This window comes from Nocardia arizonensis (genome assembly GCF_001310275.1).
GTDB lineage: Bacteria > Actinomycetota > Actinomycetes > Mycobacteriales > Mycobacteriaceae > Nocardia > Nocardia arizonensis.
The window spans coordinates 1-16,502 of sequence record NZ_LGYZ01000048.1; the positions used below are offsets into that span (position 1 = coordinate 1).

At 69.1% G+C, this 16,502-nt stretch carries 18 protein-coding genes; 3 read left to right on the plus strand and 15 right to left on the minus strand.

All coding sequences use genetic code 11. The annotated features are described in order from the left end of the window. The first annotated feature begins 35 nt into the window (after positions 1-35). Positions 36-863: an Mrp/NBP35 family ATP-binding protein gene (locus APZ21_RS07170; RefSeq protein WP_054812442.1), complete on the plus strand. Its 828-nt coding sequence runs from the start codon at positions 36-38 to the stop codon at positions 861-863. A gap of 41 nt (positions 864-904) precedes the next feature. Here the strand turns inward: APZ21_RS07170 and APZ21_RS07175 are convergent, their stop codons facing one another. Further along, positions 905-1,096 (minus strand): hypothetical protein, encoded by a 192-nt coding sequence (locus tag APZ21_RS07175; RefSeq protein WP_054812443.1) that lies wholly within the window; start codon positions 1,094-1,096, stop codon positions 905-907. A gap of 646 nt (positions 1,097-1,742) precedes the next feature. Between APZ21_RS07175 and APZ21_RS07180 the strand changes: the two genes are divergently transcribed. Then, positions 1,743-2,483: a 2OG-Fe dioxygenase family protein gene (locus tag APZ21_RS07180; protein WP_054812444.1), complete on the plus strand. Its 741-nt coding sequence runs from the start codon at positions 1,743-1,745 to the stop codon at positions 2,481-2,483. Positions 2,484-2,488: 5 nt separating this feature from the next. On the opposite strand, the gene APZ21_RS07185 is transcribed toward APZ21_RS07180, so the two are convergent. Continuing rightward, on the minus strand, positions 2,489-3,136 hold the full coding sequence (locus APZ21_RS07185; RefSeq protein WP_054812445.1) for a pentapeptide repeat-containing protein: 648 nt from the start codon (positions 3,134-3,136) through the stop codon (positions 2,489-2,491). A gap of 223 nt (positions 3,137-3,359) precedes the next feature. On the opposite strand from APZ21_RS07185, the gene APZ21_RS07190 reads away from it, so the two are divergent. Beyond that, positions 3,360-4,736, plus strand: a complete 1,377-nt coding sequence (locus APZ21_RS07190; RefSeq protein ID WP_082392904.1) for a bifunctional lysylphosphatidylglycerol flippase/synthetase MprF — start codon at positions 3,360-3,362, stop codon at positions 4,734-4,736. On the opposite strand, the gene APZ21_RS07195 is transcribed toward APZ21_RS07190, so the two are convergent. From APZ21_RS07195 to APZ21_RS07250, 13 genes are read right to left on the minus strand one after another with little or no spacing between them, the layout of a single operon-like run. Then, a complete protein-coding gene (locus APZ21_RS07195; RefSeq protein ID WP_082392905.1) occupies positions 4,657-5,484 on the minus strand; it encodes a DUF6390 family protein in 828 nt (275 codons plus the stop codon). The genes APZ21_RS07190 and APZ21_RS07195 overlap by 80 nt on opposite strands. Positions 5,485-5,504: 20 nt before the next feature. Beyond that, the gene (gene hypE, locus APZ21_RS07200; protein WP_054812446.1) at positions 5,505-6,581 is read right to left on the minus strand and encodes a hydrogenase expression/formation protein HypE; all 1,077 of its coding nucleotides are present in this window, start codon (positions 6,579-6,581) and stop codon (positions 5,505-5,507) included. Beyond that, positions 6,574-7,686, minus strand: a complete 1,113-nt coding sequence (gene hypD / locus APZ21_RS07205) for a hydrogenase formation protein HypD (RefSeq protein ID WP_054812447.1) — start codon at positions 7,684-7,686, stop codon at positions 6,574-6,576. The genes hypE and hypD overlap by 8 nt, the downstream gene beginning before the upstream one ends. 4 nt (positions 7,687-7,690) lie before the next feature. Next, positions 7,691-8,017, minus strand: coding sequence for a HypC/HybG/HupF family hydrogenase formation chaperone (locus tag APZ21_RS07210; RefSeq protein ID WP_054812448.1), 327 nt, complete (start codon positions 8,015-8,017; stop codon positions 7,691-7,693). A 16-nt stretch (positions 8,018-8,033) separates the two neighbouring features. Then, positions 8,034-10,307 carry a carbamoyltransferase HypF gene (gene hypF, locus APZ21_RS07215; protein WP_082392906.1) on the minus strand — a complete coding sequence of 758 codons (2,274 nt, stop codon included), beginning with the start codon at positions 10,305-10,307 and terminating at the stop codon, positions 8,034-8,036. Continuing rightward, on the minus strand, positions 10,304-10,546 hold the full coding sequence (locus APZ21_RS07220; protein WP_054812449.1) for a HypC/HybG/HupF family hydrogenase formation chaperone: 243 nt from the start codon (positions 10,544-10,546) through the stop codon (positions 10,304-10,306). The genes hypF and APZ21_RS07220 overlap by 4 nt, the downstream gene beginning before the upstream one ends. 3 nt (positions 10,547-10,549) lie before the next feature. Next, positions 10,550-11,041, minus strand: a complete 492-nt coding sequence (locus APZ21_RS07225) for a hydrogenase maturation protease (protein WP_054812450.1) — start codon at positions 11,039-11,041, stop codon at positions 10,550-10,552. Position 11,042: 1 nt separating this feature from the next. After that, positions 11,043-11,162 carry a DUF6893 family small protein gene (locus APZ21_RS36270; RefSeq protein ID WP_371852292.1) on the minus strand — a complete coding sequence of 40 codons (120 nt, stop codon included), beginning with the start codon at positions 11,160-11,162 and terminating at the stop codon, positions 11,043-11,045. Between the two features lie 15 nt (positions 11,163-11,177). Beyond that, the gene (locus tag APZ21_RS07230) at positions 11,178-12,512 is read right to left on the minus strand and encodes a hypothetical protein (RefSeq protein WP_054812451.1); all 1,335 of its coding nucleotides are present in this window, start codon (positions 12,510-12,512) and stop codon (positions 11,178-11,180) included. Further along, complete coding sequence (locus APZ21_RS07235; RefSeq protein ID WP_054812452.1) at positions 12,509-13,165, minus strand: DUF6084 family protein; 657 nt, start codon at positions 13,163-13,165, stop codon at positions 12,509-12,511. The genes APZ21_RS07230 and APZ21_RS07235 overlap by 4 nt, the downstream gene beginning before the upstream one ends. Then, a complete protein-coding gene (locus APZ21_RS07240) occupies positions 13,162-13,797 on the minus strand; it encodes a DUF5947 family protein (RefSeq protein WP_054812453.1) in 636 nt (211 codons plus the stop codon). Before APZ21_RS07240 ends, APZ21_RS07235 begins: the two co-directional genes overlap by 4 nt. Beyond that, positions 13,794-14,696 carry a NifU family protein gene (locus APZ21_RS07245; protein ID WP_054812454.1) on the minus strand — a complete coding sequence of 301 codons (903 nt, stop codon included), beginning with the start codon at positions 14,694-14,696 and terminating at the stop codon, positions 13,794-13,796. Before APZ21_RS07245 ends, APZ21_RS07240 begins: the two co-directional genes overlap by 4 nt. 3 nt (positions 14,697-14,699) lie before the next feature. Continuing rightward, entirely contained in the window at positions 14,700-16,496 is a 1,797-nt protein-coding gene (locus APZ21_RS07250; RefSeq protein ID WP_054812455.1) for a nickel-dependent hydrogenase large subunit, read from the minus strand. Positions 16,497-16,502 lie beyond the last annotated feature (6 nt).

Consider the following 16,502-nt stretch of genomic DNA (forward strand, 5'->3'; position numbering starts at 1 on the left):
CTGTGCTGAACGTCTTACCGTAGAGGCAGGTCACCATGAGCAATCCCTTCTCCGAACCCGATTCGCCGACCCGGGTGTTCTGCGTGGTATCCGGGAAAGGCGGAGTCGGAAAGTCCAGTGTCACTGTCAATCTCGCGGTAGCCTTCGCCCGGCGCGGTCTGCGCGTCGGAGTGCTCGACGCCGACATCCACGGCCACTCGATACCGGACATGCTCGGTTGCACGGACGGGCCGACGCGGTCCGCGGCGGCGATGACACCGCCGAGCGCCGCGGGAGTCCGGGTCATGTCGGTCGGCATGTTCGCTCACGACAATGCGCCGATCGTCTGGCGCGGCCCCATGCTGCACGGCGCGTTGCGTCAATTCCTCACCGATGTCGACTGGGGGGAACTGGACGTCCTGCTCGTCGACCAGCCGCCCGGCACCGGCGATATCGCGATATCGCTGGCCCAGATGCTGCCCACCGCACAACTTCTCGTGGTCACCACACCGCAGGCCAGCGCTGCGCGCGTGGCCGAGCGGGCGGGGGCGGCGGCCGCGCGAACCGAGCAGCGCGTCGCGGGCGTCGTGGAGAACATGTCCTGGTACGACGGCCCCGACGGTGTGCGGCGCGCGCTGTTCGGCGAAGGCGGCGGCGCGGCGGTCGCGGGCAGGCTAACCGAACTCCTCGGCGTCGACTGCCCGCTGCTGGCCCGCATCCCCTTCGACCCCCGAGTCGGCGAGGCCGCCGATCGCGGTGTGCCCATCGTCGTCGGCGATGCGGATTCGTCTGCCGCACAGGCATTTCACGCGCTCGCCGAGGCTTTGCCGAATCGGCGGCGTGAGTTGATCGGGCGCAGGCTCGCCATCGCGCCGACCGGCTGACACCTTGCTGTAGGGGATGAGGCGGGTGTGCGGCCGAGGTGTCAGTAGGCGAGGCAGTAGTAGTCGTCATCGCCGTCGGGCACGATCCGGGCACGGTCGATGAGGTCGGCGTGGTCGAAGGCGGCGCGCACTCGTTCGGTGAGCGGGTGCGCCGCGGTGTCTGCGCCGATGTCGTCGGCGAGCATGTTCGGCTCGACGCGGTCGCGGGCGGTGTGCGCCGGAAGAATGGTCATCGCGGTACCTCACGGGCTCGGACGGGGCGGCCCGGCCGACTCGCCGTCGGTCGGGCCCCACCCCGCGGTTCGGACAAGCGAACACGAATTGTCGTGATCATCCCGCGTATGCGGGATCTGTTGTGCTACAGGGAAACCGGCATCACCTCGCTTCGGTCGGATGGTGATCATGCATACGGACCGACGGCGGAGGCGGGCGGGTCGCGCTGCCTGCCGGTCGACGCCCGACATCCGGCTCGATACCGGGCGGATCCGGTTCGACGAAGGACTCCTCGCTCGCGCGCCTGCCGCGTCCGCCGGTCGAGATCACGGATCGGATCGGTGTGTGTCGGCACGGTCGCCTCCTGCGTGATCACTCCATCTTCTGTCGAAAGGTCGTCAGATAACCTGTGTCATCGGACATAGATTATGTAACACGCGACATTCGATAACGCAAGAGGCTCGCGTGCGGCCGGCTCATCGACAGCGGGGAGTACGCGGTTTGAACGTCGCGCGCCGGGGTAGGGCTCCCAGCGACCTCACCGAGGCGAGGAGGTGCGGAAAATGGCCGACGATCGGTTGAACGAACACCTCGGCCTGCGCGCTCGGCCCGCGGGCGGCGCGGCGACCGAAGCGGGCAGCGCCGTGTCGAGGGACTGAGCACGCGATGTCCGCCCGGATTCATCCCCCCGCCCGCGATCGGTTCCTACAGGCCGCCGGACAAGCGCTCGTATCCGACGGCGCCCACTTCATGCCCGCCGCGATCACTCGCTCACTGCTCGGCGCGACCGCCGACGACTTGGACCGTTTCCGCACCCATTGGGAACGGCTGAGTCCCGACCGCTACGCCCTCGCGCGCGGCACCCGCAGACTGCGCCGTTACGGACATCTGTCGCTGACCACCGCGACCACCGACATCCGCTATCTGCGCACCGACACCTTCCTGCAACCGCAGGACAGCAACCCGCTCTACATCGGCACGGACCGCAGGTTCGAGCCACTGACCGACGCCTTCACCGACGATCCCGTCTTCATGTCGGTGCTGCGGCTGCTGCGCCCGATGGCGACGGCGCTCGACGATGCCGCCACCTGGGACGTCAAAGTCCACCCGTTCCGGGTCATCGCCTCCGCGGACGCCTACGGCTACCCCGCGCCCGAGGGCCGACACCGCGACGGCGTCACACTCGTGTCCTCGCTGCTGCTACATCGCGACAACGCCACCGGTGGGGAGAGTTCGGTATACGACGTGGACGGCGCCGTAGTCCTGCGAACCACTCTCAGGGAAACGGGAGACCTGCTCGTGGGCGACGACCGCCGTACCCTGCACGACGTGTCACCGGTGCGCCCGACACATCCCGAACGCCCCGGATACCGCGATGTCCTCGTGGTGACGTTCACACCCGCGTGAGCCGGTCACTGCTCGGCTACCCGAATCCCGGCGGCGCGGGCGAAAGCGGGGGCGAGGTCGATCAGTTGCAGCGGGGTGATGGTCGCACCGCGCAGGGCGGGCAGGCCCTCGGCGATATCGAGGGTGACGGCTCCGCGCAGATCGACGCCGGTGAGGGCCGCGCCCTCGAGCAGAAGGCCCTCGAATCGGGTACCGGGTGCGGTGACATTCGTGAGCGACGCGCCGCCGAAATCGGTGTCGCGCAGCACACAGTCGATGAAGGTGACATCGCGCAGTCGGGCGCGGCGCAGATTGACCGAATCCAGTTTGCAGCCCTCGAACCGAACCCGGCGCAGGACCGCGCCGCCCGCGTCCACCCCGGCGAACGCGCCCGCGACGAATTCGGCGTCCTGCCAGGTGGTGTCGGCCAGTTCGGACCCTATCCAACGCACGTCGCGCAGCCACACGTCGGTGAAACGGGTGTGACGCATGGTGCCGCCGTGCATGGTGAATCCGGTGAAGGCCGACTCGTTGAAGCGCGCGTTGTCGACGGCCGCATCGGTGATCTCGATACCGTCCAGGTGCGCGCAGTCGTAATCACCGTCGGTCGTCAACGGAGCGTCGGGCGGGCGCAGGAAACGGGCGTAGGGCAGATCGGCCAGATCACCAGGCAACGTCTCTTCTCCCGGGAGCGATACGGGCAATGGGCCAACCCACCGTACGGGCTGCCACCGACAGGTCCGCGAGGTCGATCATGTGATGGCTTCGCGGGATAGTTAGCGTCGGAAATGGATTGACGGTCGGTGTGGTTGTCCCATATGACTCATAACACAGCCTCGTGCAGAGGATGATCGTCCGGAAGGGCCACGATGACGGCCGGTGTATCGAGGAGGCGGCATGCCTGAGCAGCGCAAGGCGGCCGTGCGCGTGACCGCGGGCCACCGGCAGATGGCCGTCACGGCCGCACCCGCGATCAGGCCCGTGCTGACGGTCGCGCTGCTGCTGCTGTGCGCGGCGCTGCTGTACGCGGCCAACGAGGCCGCGCATCAGGGCGTCCATCGCGGATGGTTCGTCGCGGTGTCGATTTCGACGCTGTTCGTGGTGCGCGGACTGCATCTGTGCCGTCCGATCACCCTTCAGCACGTCGCCGCCGCGGTCCTCGTCCTCGGCTGCGCCAATGTGGCCTACCGCACCGGACATTCGGTCGCTGGATTCGTCTTCCTCGCCGCGACCGGATACGTACTCATGCTGCCACGGGGTAGCCGCCCGCAACCGGATCTGCGCTATCGCGTCGCCGAACTGGTCGGACGCACCGAGGGCGATGCGCTCGCCCCGTTCGCGCTGCACTCGACCAAGAGCTACTTCTTCGACGCGGACTGCTCGGCGGCCATCGGTTACCGCACCCGCTTCGGAATCGCGGTGGTGGCAGGCGATCCGATCGGCACGCGGGCCATCTTCCCGCAGCTGGTCACCGCGTTCTCCGAATTCGCCGCCGAACAGGGCTGGCGCATCGCGGTGCTCGGCGCGGGCCCCGAGGTAGCGCCGCTGTGGCAGCGACACGCGGGCGAACACCGGGGACTGCGTCCGATCCCCATCGGCCGCGACGTGGTGCTCGAGGTCGAGAAATTCGCCATGGTCGGACGCGACTTCCGCAATCTGCGCCAAGCGGTGAACCGCACCGTCAATTCGGGCGTCACCACCGAGATCACGGCCGAATCGGCCCTCACCGAACCACTGCGCGCCGAACTGCTCGACATCGTGGACGAGTGGCGCAGCGGCCGCCAGAATCGTGGCTTCTCCATGATTCTCGACCATCTCCTCAACGGCCGGAATCCGGGCATGCTGTTGGTGCTCGCCCGCGACGAGAGCGGTCGGGTCGCCGGATTCCAGCGCTACGGCATGTCCGCGCGCGGCAGCGAACTGAGCCTGGACGTGCCGTGGCGGCGCAAGGACGCGCCCAACGGCCTCGACGAGCGCATGATCGTCGATCTCGTGGACCATGCCAAACGCAATGGGATCATGCGGATCTCGTTGGCCTTCGCCGCCTTCCCGGAACTGTTCGCCGACAAGAACCGCACCGGCATGGCCACCCTCGCCTACCACCTGGTCCATCTGGGCGATCCGCTGATCCGACTGGAATCGCTGTATCGGTTCCTCCGCAAATTCCACGCTCTGGGTGACCAGCGGTTCGTGCTCATCCGCCGTCGCGATCTGGTGCCTGCGGCCGCGGCGTTGCTGACGCTGGAGTTCGTGCCGCACCGCAAGCAGTACTGACGGCTCGGCCTCGCCTGCGATTGGTCAGCTCGAGGCGGTGCTCGGTCGCCGCGGCCAGCTCCTCGACCTGAACGGCGTCCAGTCGCCCGCACACGCGATCCCAGTGGATCGCCACCCGGTCGCCGATGTCGGCGTCGACGGCAAGTCGCGGTCCGCTTTCGAGCGCGACCCGCCGGGCCCGCGGTTCGGACAACCCGAGCCGTCGCCCGTCCCACAGCAACCGCCGCGCACGCACCGTCAACGCACCGTCGTGCCGGTCCGACACGGTTCCCCACGCGATGCGGCACCCTTCGAGGATTCGCAGCGGCTGCGCGCCCGTTCCACGGTCGAGCAGCCGGGTCCACGGGTACACCCCGAAGACGTGGAATCCGTGATCGGGCGCGGCCTCGACGGACAGGTCGGCGGTGAGATGGCGCCAATAGGTTCCGGCGGCCGGGGCGATGACCGACAGGAGTTCGTCCAGGAACGCGCCGCCGTCCAGGTCGGCGCCCACGCCACCGCCGAGCCAGTACGAGCGCACGAGCCGCGCGTCCAGCGGATCGGTGATCGCGCTCATCCGCGCCATCACCCGCAGGTACGGCCACACTCCCGAGAACCGGCGCGCGGCCCGCCGGATCTGCGCGGCAGACCCCTCCCGCAGCACCGCCGAATCGGGCGGACCGCAAAAGCCGAGGTCGTTGGGGGCGTAGGCGAATCGCGCGAACAACTCGGCGCCCTCGTCGGCCGGTGACGCCGACACCTCACCCATTCGTCACCATCCCGTCCCGGTCAGCAGATCCGCGGCAATTGTTCGCCCGCGGGCAGGTCGACCACCCGCGTGCCGCCCAGCGCGGTGCGCGCCACCACCATGCCGGGATGTTCGGCCACGCAGACCCCGATGGCGGCCGCCTTCACGCCGAGCGGATGGGCGCGCATGGCCGCGAGCACCGCCTCGGCATCCGCGGGCGCCACGAACGCGACGAGTTTGCCCTCGTTGGCGACATACATGGGATCGAGCCCGAGCAGACCGCACGCGTCGCGGACCGCGTCCGGCACCGGCAGCGTGCGCTCGTCCAGCGCCACACCGACTTTCGCGACACCGGCGATCTCGTTGAGACTCGCCGCGACCCCGCCGCGGGTGGGGTCGCGCAGCACGTGGATATCGGCGCCGGTGGCGAGCATCGCCGCCACCAGTCCGTGCAGCGGCGCGGTGTCACTGCACACCGCCGTCCCGAATTCCAGTCCCTCGCGGCAGCTCAGCACCGCGATACCGTGCAGCCCGATATCGCCGCTGATAAGCACCACGTCACCTGGCCTCGCCCGCTGCGGGCGGATATCGACGCCCTCGGGGACCGGACCGATGCCCGCGGTGTTGACGAAGATCCCGTCGCCGTGTCCGGCGTCGACCACCTTGGTGTCACCGGTGACCAATTTGACCCCGGCCGCCAGCGCGGCGGTGCCCATGGCCTCGGCGATGCGGGCGATCTCGGCCAGCGCGGTCCCCTCCTCGAGGATGAACGCCGTCGACAGCACCGACGGCGTCGCACCCGACATGGCCAGATCGTTGACGGTGCCGTTGACCGCGAGATCCCCGATCGAGCCGCCCGGGAACACGAGCGGCTTCACCACGAAGGAGTCGGTGGAGAAGGCCAACCGGGACCCGGTGAGGTCCATGACCGCCGAATCGCCGAGTCCGGCGTCGGCGGCGGCGCCGAAGGCGGGAAGGAACAGGTGCTCGACGAGTTCGCCCGACATCGCCCCGCCGCCGCCGTGCCCCATGACGATATTCGGCGCGTCCCGCAGCGGCATCGGGCACACCCACCGATCCATGTCGATGGTCGGCGAGACGTCGGCGTCCTCACGCATGGGCCACCTCCGCGGGCAGGTCGAGTCGCCGGTACAGGTAGTAGGCGGCGCACGCGCCCTCGGAGGACACCATGGTGGCGCCCAGTGGATTGCGCGGGGTGCACTGCTTGCCGAAGGCGGCGCATTCGTGCGGTTTGATGAGCCCTTGCAGGACTTCGCCGGAACGGCAGATCGAGGATTCGGCTGTGTGCAGATCGCCGACCGCGAAACGCAATTCGGCGTCGTAGTGGCGATAGCGCGGTGCGAGCCGCCATCCGCTGCGCGCGATGGTGCCGATGCCGCGCCAGCCGCGGTCGGTCACCTCGAACACGTCCTCCAGCATCGCTTTCGCGGCCGGATTGCCCTCGGCGCGCACCGCGCGCGGATAGGCGTTTTCCACCTCGTGCCGACCCGTCTCGAGCTGGACCACCGTGCGGCGGATGCCCTCGAGGATGTCGAGCGGTTCGAAGCCGGTCACCACCATCGGCACCCGGTACTTGCGCGCCAGCGGCGGATATTCCCCGGTGCCCATCACGCTGCACACGTGACCCGCGGCCAGGAAACCCTGCACGCGACAGTTCGGCGATTCCATGATGGCCGCGATCGCGGGCGGCACCAGCACGTGCGAGACCAGCAGCGAGAAATTCTCGATGCCCTGTCTCTCGGCCTGGTACACGGTCATGGCATTGGCGGGCGCGGTGGTCTCGAATCCGATGCCGAAGAACACCACCTGCCGGTCCGTATTCTGTTTGGCGATGGTGAGCGCGTCCAGCGGGGAGTACACCACGCGCACATCGCCGCCCTCGCTCTTGACCCGGAACAGGTCCCGCTCGCTGCCGGGCACCCGCAGCATGTCACCGAAGGAACAGAAGATCACCCCGGGTCGGGCGGCGATCTCGAGCGCCTTGTCGATCACCTCGAGCGGGGTGACGCACACCGGGCAGCCGGGTCCGTGGATCATCTCGATCCGGTCGGGCAACAATTGGTCGATGCCGTGGCGGATGATCGAATGCGTCTGACCACCGCAGACTTCCATGATGGACCAGCGGCGGTCGGTCGCCGCGTGTATCTGGTCGACGAGTTTCCTCGCCAGATGCGGATCGCTGAATTCGTCGAGGTACTTCATGACCTCACCTCCGCTCGTCGTCGGCCCCCGCGGCGGGTGGCGCCGTGGGGTCGGGCAGTCCGGCCTGTTCGGCGGCCAAGGCGAATCCGTCGCCGAATTCCTCCTTCAGCACGCCGAGATGTTCGAATTCGGCGAGGGTCCTGCGCGCGGATTCCTCGTCGAGTCGTTGGATGGCGAACCCGACGTGGACCACCACGTAGTCGCCGACCTGTGCGTCGGGGATGTATTCCAGGCACACGTCCTTGTGCACGCCGCCGAAGTCGACCACCGACATCAGCGTGCCCTCACGCTGTTCGAGACTGATCACCTTTCCCGGAACCGCCAGGCACATCTTTGTCTCCTTCCTGTCATCCCGCGGTGCCCGCGAGCAGTTGCCCGAATGCCAGCCCACCGTCGTTGGGCGGCAGTCTGCGGTGGCTGATCACGGGAAAACCCTTGTCACGCAGCAGTGCCGTGGCCAACGACAGCAGTAGTGCGTTCTGGAACACGCCGCCGGAGAGGGCGAGCGCGCTGGTCCCCTCGGCGAATCGGTCGGCGAGGTCGACCACGAGATCGGCCACCGCCCGGTGGAATCGCGCGCCGACGACACCCGCGGGCACTCCCGCCGTGGCATCGGCGACCACGGCGGCGATGACCGGCGCGGGATCGACGGTCGCAGGATCGGTCGAGCTGTCCAGCGCGAAACGGTAGCGCCCGGAATCGGAAACCGTCGCGCTCGAGAGTCCTTCGAGTTCGATCGCGGCCTGCGCCTCGTAGTCGACACGCTGGCACACACCGGCCAGCGAGGCCACCGCGTCGAACAGTCGACCCATGCTCGATGTCGGCGCGCACCCGAGTCCTGTGCGGAACTGATGGTCGAGCACCGAGCGCTCCCGCGGCGGGCAGGCCCGCACCGAGGCGATCGCCTCCGACCAGCCCACGCCCGCGGCCCACAGGTGCGCGAGCGCCATCCGATACGGTCGCCGCACGCTCATGTCACCGCCCGCCAGCGGGACGTAGCGGAGGTGGGCCAAGCGGCGGAAGCCCTTGTATCCGGCCGCGAGCACCTCACCGCCCCAGATCGCGCCGTCGGGGCCGAATCCGGTGCCGTCGAAGGCGATACCGAGCACGGTGTCGGTCGGGCCGAGTCCGTGTTCGCCCATGACGGCGGCGATATGGGCGTGATGGTGTTGGACGGTGCGCACCGGACGCGCGCCCGCGTGCGCGCGCGCCCAAGTGGTGGACCGGTAGCGGGGGTGGGCGTCGGCGATCAGCTGGGTCGGGCGCACACCGGTCAGGGCCGACAGGTGATCGGTCGCCGCACCGAACGCGCGCAGGGTCGCCAGATCGTCCATATCGCCGATGTGCTGGCTCAGCCACGCGTACCGGCCCTCGCCCACCGCGCAGGTGTTCTTCAGATCCGCGCCCACCGCGAGGGTCGGCGGCATCGCGACGGGCAGGGCCAGCGGCAGGGGCGCGTAGCCGCGCGAGCGCCGCACCGGGACCTCGTGACCGTCGACCAGCCGTACCACCGAATCGTCGCACGGGACGAGGATGCGCCGATCGTGGGCCAGCAGTCCGTCCGCGAGCCCGGCGAGCCGCGCCCGCGCGTCGGCGTCCTCGTAACAGATCGGTTCGCCGCCCAGATTGCCCGAGGTCATGACCAGCGTGCGCGGCCCCGGTTCGTCACCGGGCAGCCCGAACAGCAGCAGGTGCAGGGGGGTATAGGCGAGCATTACGCCCAGGTACGGATTGCGCGGCGCCACCGAGTCGGCCACCGCCGACCCGGTGCGGGCGAGCAGTACGATGGGCCGCTGCGGACCGCTCAACAGGGCCGCCGCGGCGGCGTCGACCGTGACCAGGGTGCGGGCCGTGGCGAGGTCGGGCGCCATCACCGCGAAAGGCTTGTCCCCGCGGCGTTTACGGGCGCGCAGCCGCGCCACGGCCGACTCGTCGGCCGCATCGCAGGCCAAGTGGTAGCCCCCGACACCTTTGACGGCGAGAATTCCGCCCTCGCGCAACAGATCCCGTGCGGCGGCCAACGGATCGCCGCGGCCGGGACCGTGATAGGCCAGCCGCGGACCGCAGTCGGGGCAGCAGACCGGTTGGGCGTGGAAGCGGCGATCGGCGGGATCGGCGTATTCGGCGGCGCAGCGCGCGCACATCGGGAAATCCGCCATCGAGGTGCGCTCCCGATCGTAGGGCAGACTCGCGATGATCGTGAACCGCGGGCCGCAGTTGGTGCAGTTCACGAACGGGTGTCGATAGCGCCGATCGGCGGGATCGCGCAGTTCGGCGGCGCAGTCCGCGCAGATCGCCATGTCGGGTGAGGCGAGGGTGCGGCCGCCGCCGTCGCGGGTGGTGTCGGCGATGTGGAATCCGGTGCCGCCGCGCGGCGCGATATCGGTCGCCTCGATCGCCTCGATCACCGCCAGCGGCGGCGGACAGTCACGCAGCCGCCGCGCGAACTCGTCGAGAGCGCTCGCCGCGCCTTCGATCTCGATGGTCACACCGCCGCTGTCGTTGCCGACGCGGCCGGTGAGCGCGAGTTCGGCGGCGGTGGTGTAGACGAACGGCCGCATGCCGACGCCCTGCACCACCCCGCGCACCACCAGCCTGCGCCGCGGTCGCGCCCCGTTCACGGCGACCCGCCCGGTCCGAGTAGTCGCAGCCCCTCCAGCGCGGCCGCCGCGCCCGCCTCGTCGGTCTTGTCCACGGCGAAACCCATGTGGATGATGACCCAGTCGCCCGGCCGAGCCGGATCGTCCTCGAGCAGGCCGATATTCACCTTGCGTCGCGTGCCGGACACATCGACCAGCGCGACCTGATCGTGGTAGCCGTCGGGGATCTCGACCACGAGTCCCGGAATACCCAGACACATCGTTCACACCTCCGGTCCGGTGGGCGCCCGCATCCCCGCGGCGAGCAGGTCGGCGACGACGCCGTCGACGGCCGCGACCGCGGGCTCCACCGCCGCGGCGACCGGTCCCGACAGTCCGATGCCCTCGCGCACCGAGGCGACCTGACAGCCGACCACGACCGTCGGCGGCACCGCACCGCCGAGGGCGCGCACCCCGGCGAACACCGCCGCCGGATCCATGGCGTGCGCGTCCAGATCCGCCGCGGCGCAGTCCGGGTCGGCCCGGAACACCGCGAGCGTGCCCGGCGCGCCCCGATTCGGCAGCGCGTCGACCAGCACCAGCGCCGCCCAGGGGTCGAGCAGGTCGTAGGCCAGGTGCATACCGCGGATGCCGTAGTCGACCGCGCGCACGCGTTCGTCGTGATGCGGCGGCATCCGCCGCATCACCTCGGGGCCGAAGCCGTCGTCGCCGAGGAAGATATTGCCGATCCCGGCGACCAGTACCCGGGTCGTCATCTCACATGCGGCGAATCCGCAGGTACCGCCGGAAGTCCGGTATCGACCGCAGACCCATGATCAGCCCTGCCACCGCACCTGCCACCACCACACAGATCGCTATCACCCCAACGGTTTCCATGGCGGACCTACCTCTCTACTCGGTGCCGTCGAGCGGCTCGATTTCCTCGGGTGCGAAGTACAGATAGCGGCCGTACCATTCGTGCAGTTCGGCGGCGGGGTCGTCCTCGACGACCACGCCGATATGGGCCTCGCCGTCGACGTCCTCGTGCACCGAGACGACCCGCGCGGCCATGCCGTCGTAGAACAGGTCGTGCGCGTCGGCGCGGCGCGCGGGACGCAGCCGGACCCGGCTGCCGCGGGCCACCCGAACCCCGGCGACGGCCACCGCATCCGATTCCGGGCGCACCGCGCGGTCCGCATCGGGGTCCCACCAGTCGAGCCCGTCGGGCACCTCGGGGATCAGCCCGGGCGGGCGCGGATCGCGCAGCGCGCCGTGCAGCCGCGCCAGCGACTCCGGTCCCATCGCCTCGCACCGGTCGATGATCCGGGCGGCGCGCTCATCGGTGGCGCGTGCCTGCGCCTTCTCCGCGTCGGTCATGGTCAGGATGCGCAGGGTGAGGATCTCGTCGATCTCGGTGGAGTCGTAGAGCGGCATCTCGCTCTCGGCGGCGATCTCGGGATGGTCGTAGAGGATGATCGGTGAGATCAGCATCAGCCGGTATTCGCCGGGCGGCCCCGCGAGTACCGGGAAACACCGATGCTGCGCGCAGTCGGCGACGGCGGGCGCGGCCTGTTCCGGCGGGTCGATGAGCGAAACGAACTGTCCGCCGGTGACTTCCGCGATCACGTGCGCGCCGATGAGCGATCTCGCGACGGCGTCGTCCTTGTCGGTCGCCTCCGGTCCGACATTGCCGACCGTCACCGACACCCGCCGCAATCCGTACCGGGGTTCGACTGACACGACCAGTTCGGCGGTCAGCGGCATACGGGTGCGCACCACGCGACCCGCGCGGGAGCCGTCCGCCGCGGTGATCTCCTCGACCTCGGTGCCGCCGGAGACCGACAGCGGCTCCGAACGCCCGGTCAACGGCATCGGCCCGACGGTGATCTCGCATTCCACCGCCTCGTCCCAGCCGATCCAGGATCGGCCGTCCACCGTCAGCTCGGCACACGGCACACCGTCGACATCCTCGAGCGAGCGGCGCTGGAGCTGTAGGAACCGGACGGTGAGGGTGAGGGTCGCGTCGTCGGCGGCGTCGAGCGGACACTGGGCGCGCAGTCGGGCGTCCTCCCCCAGACCCGCGTCGGCCGCCCCGGACGGACCGAGCACCCCGAATTGCCAGCGCGACCGGTTCTTGCGCGCGTTCGCCCGATACGGATAGAGCAGATACCCCTCGTAGAGCACAGCGTCGGCGACCGCGCGTGCCCTGGCCCGCGCCGCGACGGTCTCGCCGCCCGCCCGTGTCACCGTGTCTCTCCCGTCGCCGCGGCCTCGGTCAGCAACCGGTCCACCGCGGCGTCGAAATCGAGCATGCCGTGGCCGGATTTGTAGGCGGTCAGCGCGTCGAGCGTGGACCGGTTCAGGCGCAGCCAGCCCGAGTCCGGGAAGTGTGCGGCGACGAGCTCGCGCCACACCGAGACCGGCATATCGTAGCGGTCCTCGCGATCCCAGGGAATCTGCTGCACGGTGAATCCGCCCGCGCCCCTGGTGAATACGGTGCCGCTGAACAAGAACAGCAGCGGCACCTCGCCGTCGCGCAGCGCGTGCAGATATTTCGACGCGCTCACCTCGAAGTCGTAGGTGCACGGCATCGGCAGATCAACCTCGGCGCCGCCGCTGAATCCCGGCACGGTGGTGGCGCACTGCATCCACAGGAACGAGCGCTGGGTGTCGCGCCAGCGTTCCCGCGGCCCGAACAGATCGACCAGGCCCGCACCCTCCTCGTCGGTGTAGCGGCGGCGATGTGGTTCGATGCGCACCTGAGCGCGCAGGACCACCGCGTGCACCGGCTCCTCGCCGACGGTGGCGATGCCGACACGCGCGGACAGTATCGGCGTCACCGCATAGGGCTGCGGGGCGAGTCCGAGGACCGCGAAGGTGGTCGCGTACGCCGGACTCATCGGGCGTCGCCCTTGTCGGCGCGGGCACGGGCGACGGCGAAGAACTCGTCGATATAGCGGTGCACGTCTGCGCCGCCGTCGAATCCGCGCCACAGCATGCGCATGCGGCCGACGAATTCGTAGCAGGCGTCGACCGGCACCAGCACGCACGCCGCGTGCGCGGTACCGCGTTCGGGCACCCGGATCATGAGCGCCTCGACATCCGGGATCAGCACGTCGAGTTCGGGATGGGCGTCGAGCAGGGCACGCCACTTCTCCAGCGGGAGTTCGGATTCGGTGGCTCCCGCGGGGCCGGGATACAGCGCCACCGTCCGGTCGAGGGCGGAATTGACGAAGAAGAACGCCAACCCGACCGGGATGTCGAGCGCGTCCCATTCCGCCTGGGCGATGGTGAATTCCGGGAACGCCCGATAGCGGTCGAAGACCGCGCGGTAGCGCAATGCGGCCCGGTGGTCGGTGAACAGCAGATAGCAGCCCCGACACACGCACATCAGTTGCCGGCCTTCGACGTCGACGACGTGGCGATGCCGGTCGTCGAGGGGTTCCGCGCACATCTCGCACCGTTCCCCCGGCCGCGCGGCCGGGGTCCGGTCGGCGGTGATCCTGCGCAGTACCCGTAGCGGCGAGGTCAACCGGTCACCTCCGCGGGCACCGCGACCGACAGTTCCCCGGCTCGCACCAACACCGGCAACGGTTCCAGATGCCCCTCGCCGTCGATACGCGCTCCGGCCCGCACCGCGTCGAACTCCGCCCGGCACACCGGGCAGCGCAGCACCGCGGACCGCTCGTCCGTCCGGTGCAGCGCGGCGCCCGCCAGTGACCGGTCGCATGCGCCGCAGCGGTCGCGATAGACCAGCACGCTGTCACCGACGCGGCAGGCGAGCACATCGACGCCCGCCACCGCGAATCCGCCGACCTCGCCCGGTGCGAGGTCGGCGAGTTCGGGCACCGCGATCCAACTGCCCGCCGATGGTTCGGGATGACGCACCCGGGCGAACAGCGTGTCGGCCGGTATCGGTCCGTGCTCGCTCGGCGCGGTGGCGACCTCGATCGACTCGATCTCGGGCGCGGCGGCGCGCACCGCTTCCTCCACCGCCAACTCGAGGGTCACCGCCGAGGACGGACAGCCCTTGCAGTTGCCCGACAACTCCAGGCGGACGACCCCGTCGGCCACGTCGAGCAGGGCCACGTCGCCGCCGTGCGAGCCGAGATAGGGGCGAACGCCGTCGAGGGCGGCGCGCACCCGGGTGCGGGTGTCGTGCGGATGCAGTCCGTGCACCAGCAACAGACTCGCGACGAGGTCGTCGCGGGCCAGTGCCTCCACGGTTTCCGGCTCGACCAGGTCGAGGATGCGGCGCAGACCCGCGCCGTACAGGTCGGCGACCTCCCGGATCAGATGTTCGGCGCGTTCGCGCGCCACCGACCCGGACACCGAACTCGCGTCGAGCAGGGTCTCGATGCGCTCACCCGCACCGCGCCAATGATCCTCGTCCTCGACCGCGCCGTCGGGGTCCCATCGGAGTTCGGCCATCGGCTACTCCGGGGTCGCCGTCTGGGTCGGGGTGTGCAGAGCGTCGAGCGTCTTGCCCTTGCCGAGGTACATGTGCACCCCGCACGGCAGACAGGGATCGAAACTGCGCACGGTTCGCATGATGTCGATGCCCTTGAAGTTCTCCCGATCGTTCTCCTCGAAGATCGGCTGTCCCTGCACGGCGTCCTCGTACGGACCCGGCGTGCCGAGGCTGTCGCGCGGACTGGCGTTCCACGGTGTCGGCGGATACGGATGATAGTTCGCGATCTTGCCGTCGCGGATCACCATGTGATGCGACAGCACGCCGCGCACGGCCTCGGTGAATCCGCAGCCGATCCCCTCGTCGGGCACCCCGAACGGCTCCCAGGTCGCGGTGCGGCCCGCCCGGATCTCCACCAGCGCCTGCTCGGCGAAGTGCAGTGCGCTCGCCGCGGCGTACGCCTGGAAATAGGTGCGGGCGCGATCGCGCTCGATGGTGTTGCTGCCGAATTCCGGGATCTTCCATTCGAACGACACCGGACCCGCGAGCGCGGTCTTGGGCAGGTTGATCTGCACGCTGTGCCCGGTGGACTTCACATAGCCGATATCGACCAGTCCGGCCAGCGCCGTCGACCACAGCCGCGCCAGCGGACCGCCGCCGGTATCCAGCGCCAGATGGTCCTCGCCGTCGAACCAGCGCGGCGACATCACCCAGCTGTACTTGTCGTCCATATCCCGCTTCTGCGGTTTGGGATTGGTGTGCTGATTCCACGGGTGCCGCCGGTCGACCGGATTGCCAAGCGGATCGTGGGTCACGAACATCTCCTGGTCTGTCCAGTCCTCGTAATACGAACTGCCCAACAGGATTCGCATACCGAGATTGATATCGAGCAAGGAGGTGGTGACCAGGCGGCCGTCGACGACGACCCCAGGGGTCACGAACATCTTGCGACCCCACTCCTCCATATCCTTGTACGCGAAATTGCAGGCCTCGGGATCCTGGAACGTACCCCAGCAGCCGAGCAGGGTGCGGCGCAGACCGACCTGCTCGTAGCCGGGCAGCGCCTCGTAGAAGAAGTCGAACAGGTCGTCGTGCATGGGCACGACCTTCTTCATGAATTCGACATACCGCATGAGCCGGGTCATGTAGTCGGTCATCAATTGGATGGTCGCGACCGTGCCGACACCGCCGGGATACAGCGTCGACGGATGCACATGCCTGCCCTCCATGAGGCAGAACATCTCGCGCGTGTATCGGCTGACCTGTAGCGCCTCGCGGTAGAAGTCGCCGGTGAAGGGATTGAGCGCGCGCATGATGTCGGCGACGGTGCGATAGCCGTGGGCGGCGGACTGCGGCGCGGGCGTCTTCTCGGCCCGCGCGAGCACGCCAGGATTGGTCTCCGAGACCATCTTCTCGCAGAAGTCGACGCCGACCAGGTTCTCCTGAAAGATGTTGTGGTCGAACATGTATTCGGCGGCCTCGCCGAGATTGACGATCCACTCGCCCAGATGCGGCGGCCGCACGCCGTATGCCATGTTCTGGCAGTAACAGGAGCAGGTCGCGTGGTTGTCACCGCAGATTCCGCAGATGCGGCTGGTGATGAAATGGGCGTCGCGCGGGTCCTTGCCCTTCATGAAGATCGAATAGCCGCGGAAGATCGACGAAGTGCTGTGACATTCGACGACCTCGCGGTTCTCGAAATCGATTTTCGTGTAGATGCCCAGGCTGCCCACAATGCGGGTGATCGGATCCCAGGCCATCTCGACGAGGGTGTCCGGATCGATCTTCTTGTGCGACGGCTGGGGGATGATGGCAGTCATCGAAGA

What these genes read in the sequence shown, in the direction of transcription:
- APZ21_RS07195 (WP_082392905.1), bottom strand. Translation starts at nt 5,484, where the DNA reads ATGGGTGAGGTGTCGGCGTCACCGGCCGACGAGGGCGCCGAGTTGTTC.
- hypE (WP_054812446.1), bottom strand. Translation starts at nt 6,581, where the DNA reads ATGCGTGAGGACGCCGACGTCTCGCCGACCATCGACATGGATCGGTGG.
- APZ21_RS07210 (WP_054812448.1), bottom strand. Translation starts at nt 8,017, where the DNA reads ATGTGCCTGGCGGTTCCGGGAAAGGTGATCAGTCTCGAACAGCGTGAG.
- APZ21_RS07225 (WP_054812450.1), bottom strand. Translation starts at nt 11,041, where the DNA reads ATGACGACCCGGGTACTGGTCGCCGGGATCGGCAATATCTTCCTCGGC.
- hypD (WP_054812447.1), bottom strand. Translation starts at nt 7,686, where the DNA reads ATGAAGTACCTCGACGAATTCAGCGATCCGCATCTGGCGAGGAAACTC.
- APZ21_RS07170 (WP_054812442.1), top strand. Translation starts at nt 36, where the DNA reads ATGAGCAATCCCTTCTCCGAACCCGATTCGCCGACCCGGGTGTTCTGC.
- APZ21_RS07180 (WP_054812444.1), top strand. Translation starts at nt 1,743, where the DNA reads ATGTCCGCCCGGATTCATCCCCCCGCCCGCGATCGGTTCCTACAGGCC.
- APZ21_RS07190 (WP_082392904.1), top strand. Translation starts at nt 3,360, where the DNA reads ATGCCTGAGCAGCGCAAGGCGGCCGTGCGCGTGACCGCGGGCCACCGG.
- APZ21_RS07250 (WP_054812455.1), bottom strand. Translation starts at nt 16,496, where the DNA reads ATGACTGCCATCATCCCCCAGCCGTCGCACAAGAAGATCGATCCGGAC.
- APZ21_RS07175 (WP_054812443.1), bottom strand. Translation starts at nt 1,096, where the DNA reads ATGACCATTCTTCCGGCGCACACCGCCCGCGACCGCGTCGAGCCGAAC.
- APZ21_RS07235 (WP_054812452.1), bottom strand. Translation starts at nt 13,165, where the DNA reads ATGAGTCCGGCGTACGCGACCACCTTCGCGGTCCTCGGACTCGCCCCG.
- APZ21_RS07220 (WP_054812449.1), bottom strand. Translation starts at nt 10,546, where the DNA reads ATGTGTCTGGGTATTCCGGGACTCGTGGTCGAGATCCCCGACGGCTAC.
- APZ21_RS36270 (WP_371852292.1), bottom strand. Translation starts at nt 11,162, where the DNA reads ATGGAAACCGTTGGGGTGATAGCGATCTGTGTGGTGGTGGCAGGTGCG.
- APZ21_RS07245 (WP_054812454.1), bottom strand. Translation starts at nt 14,696, where the DNA reads ATGGCCGAACTCCGATGGGACCCCGACGGCGCGGTCGAGGACGAGGAT.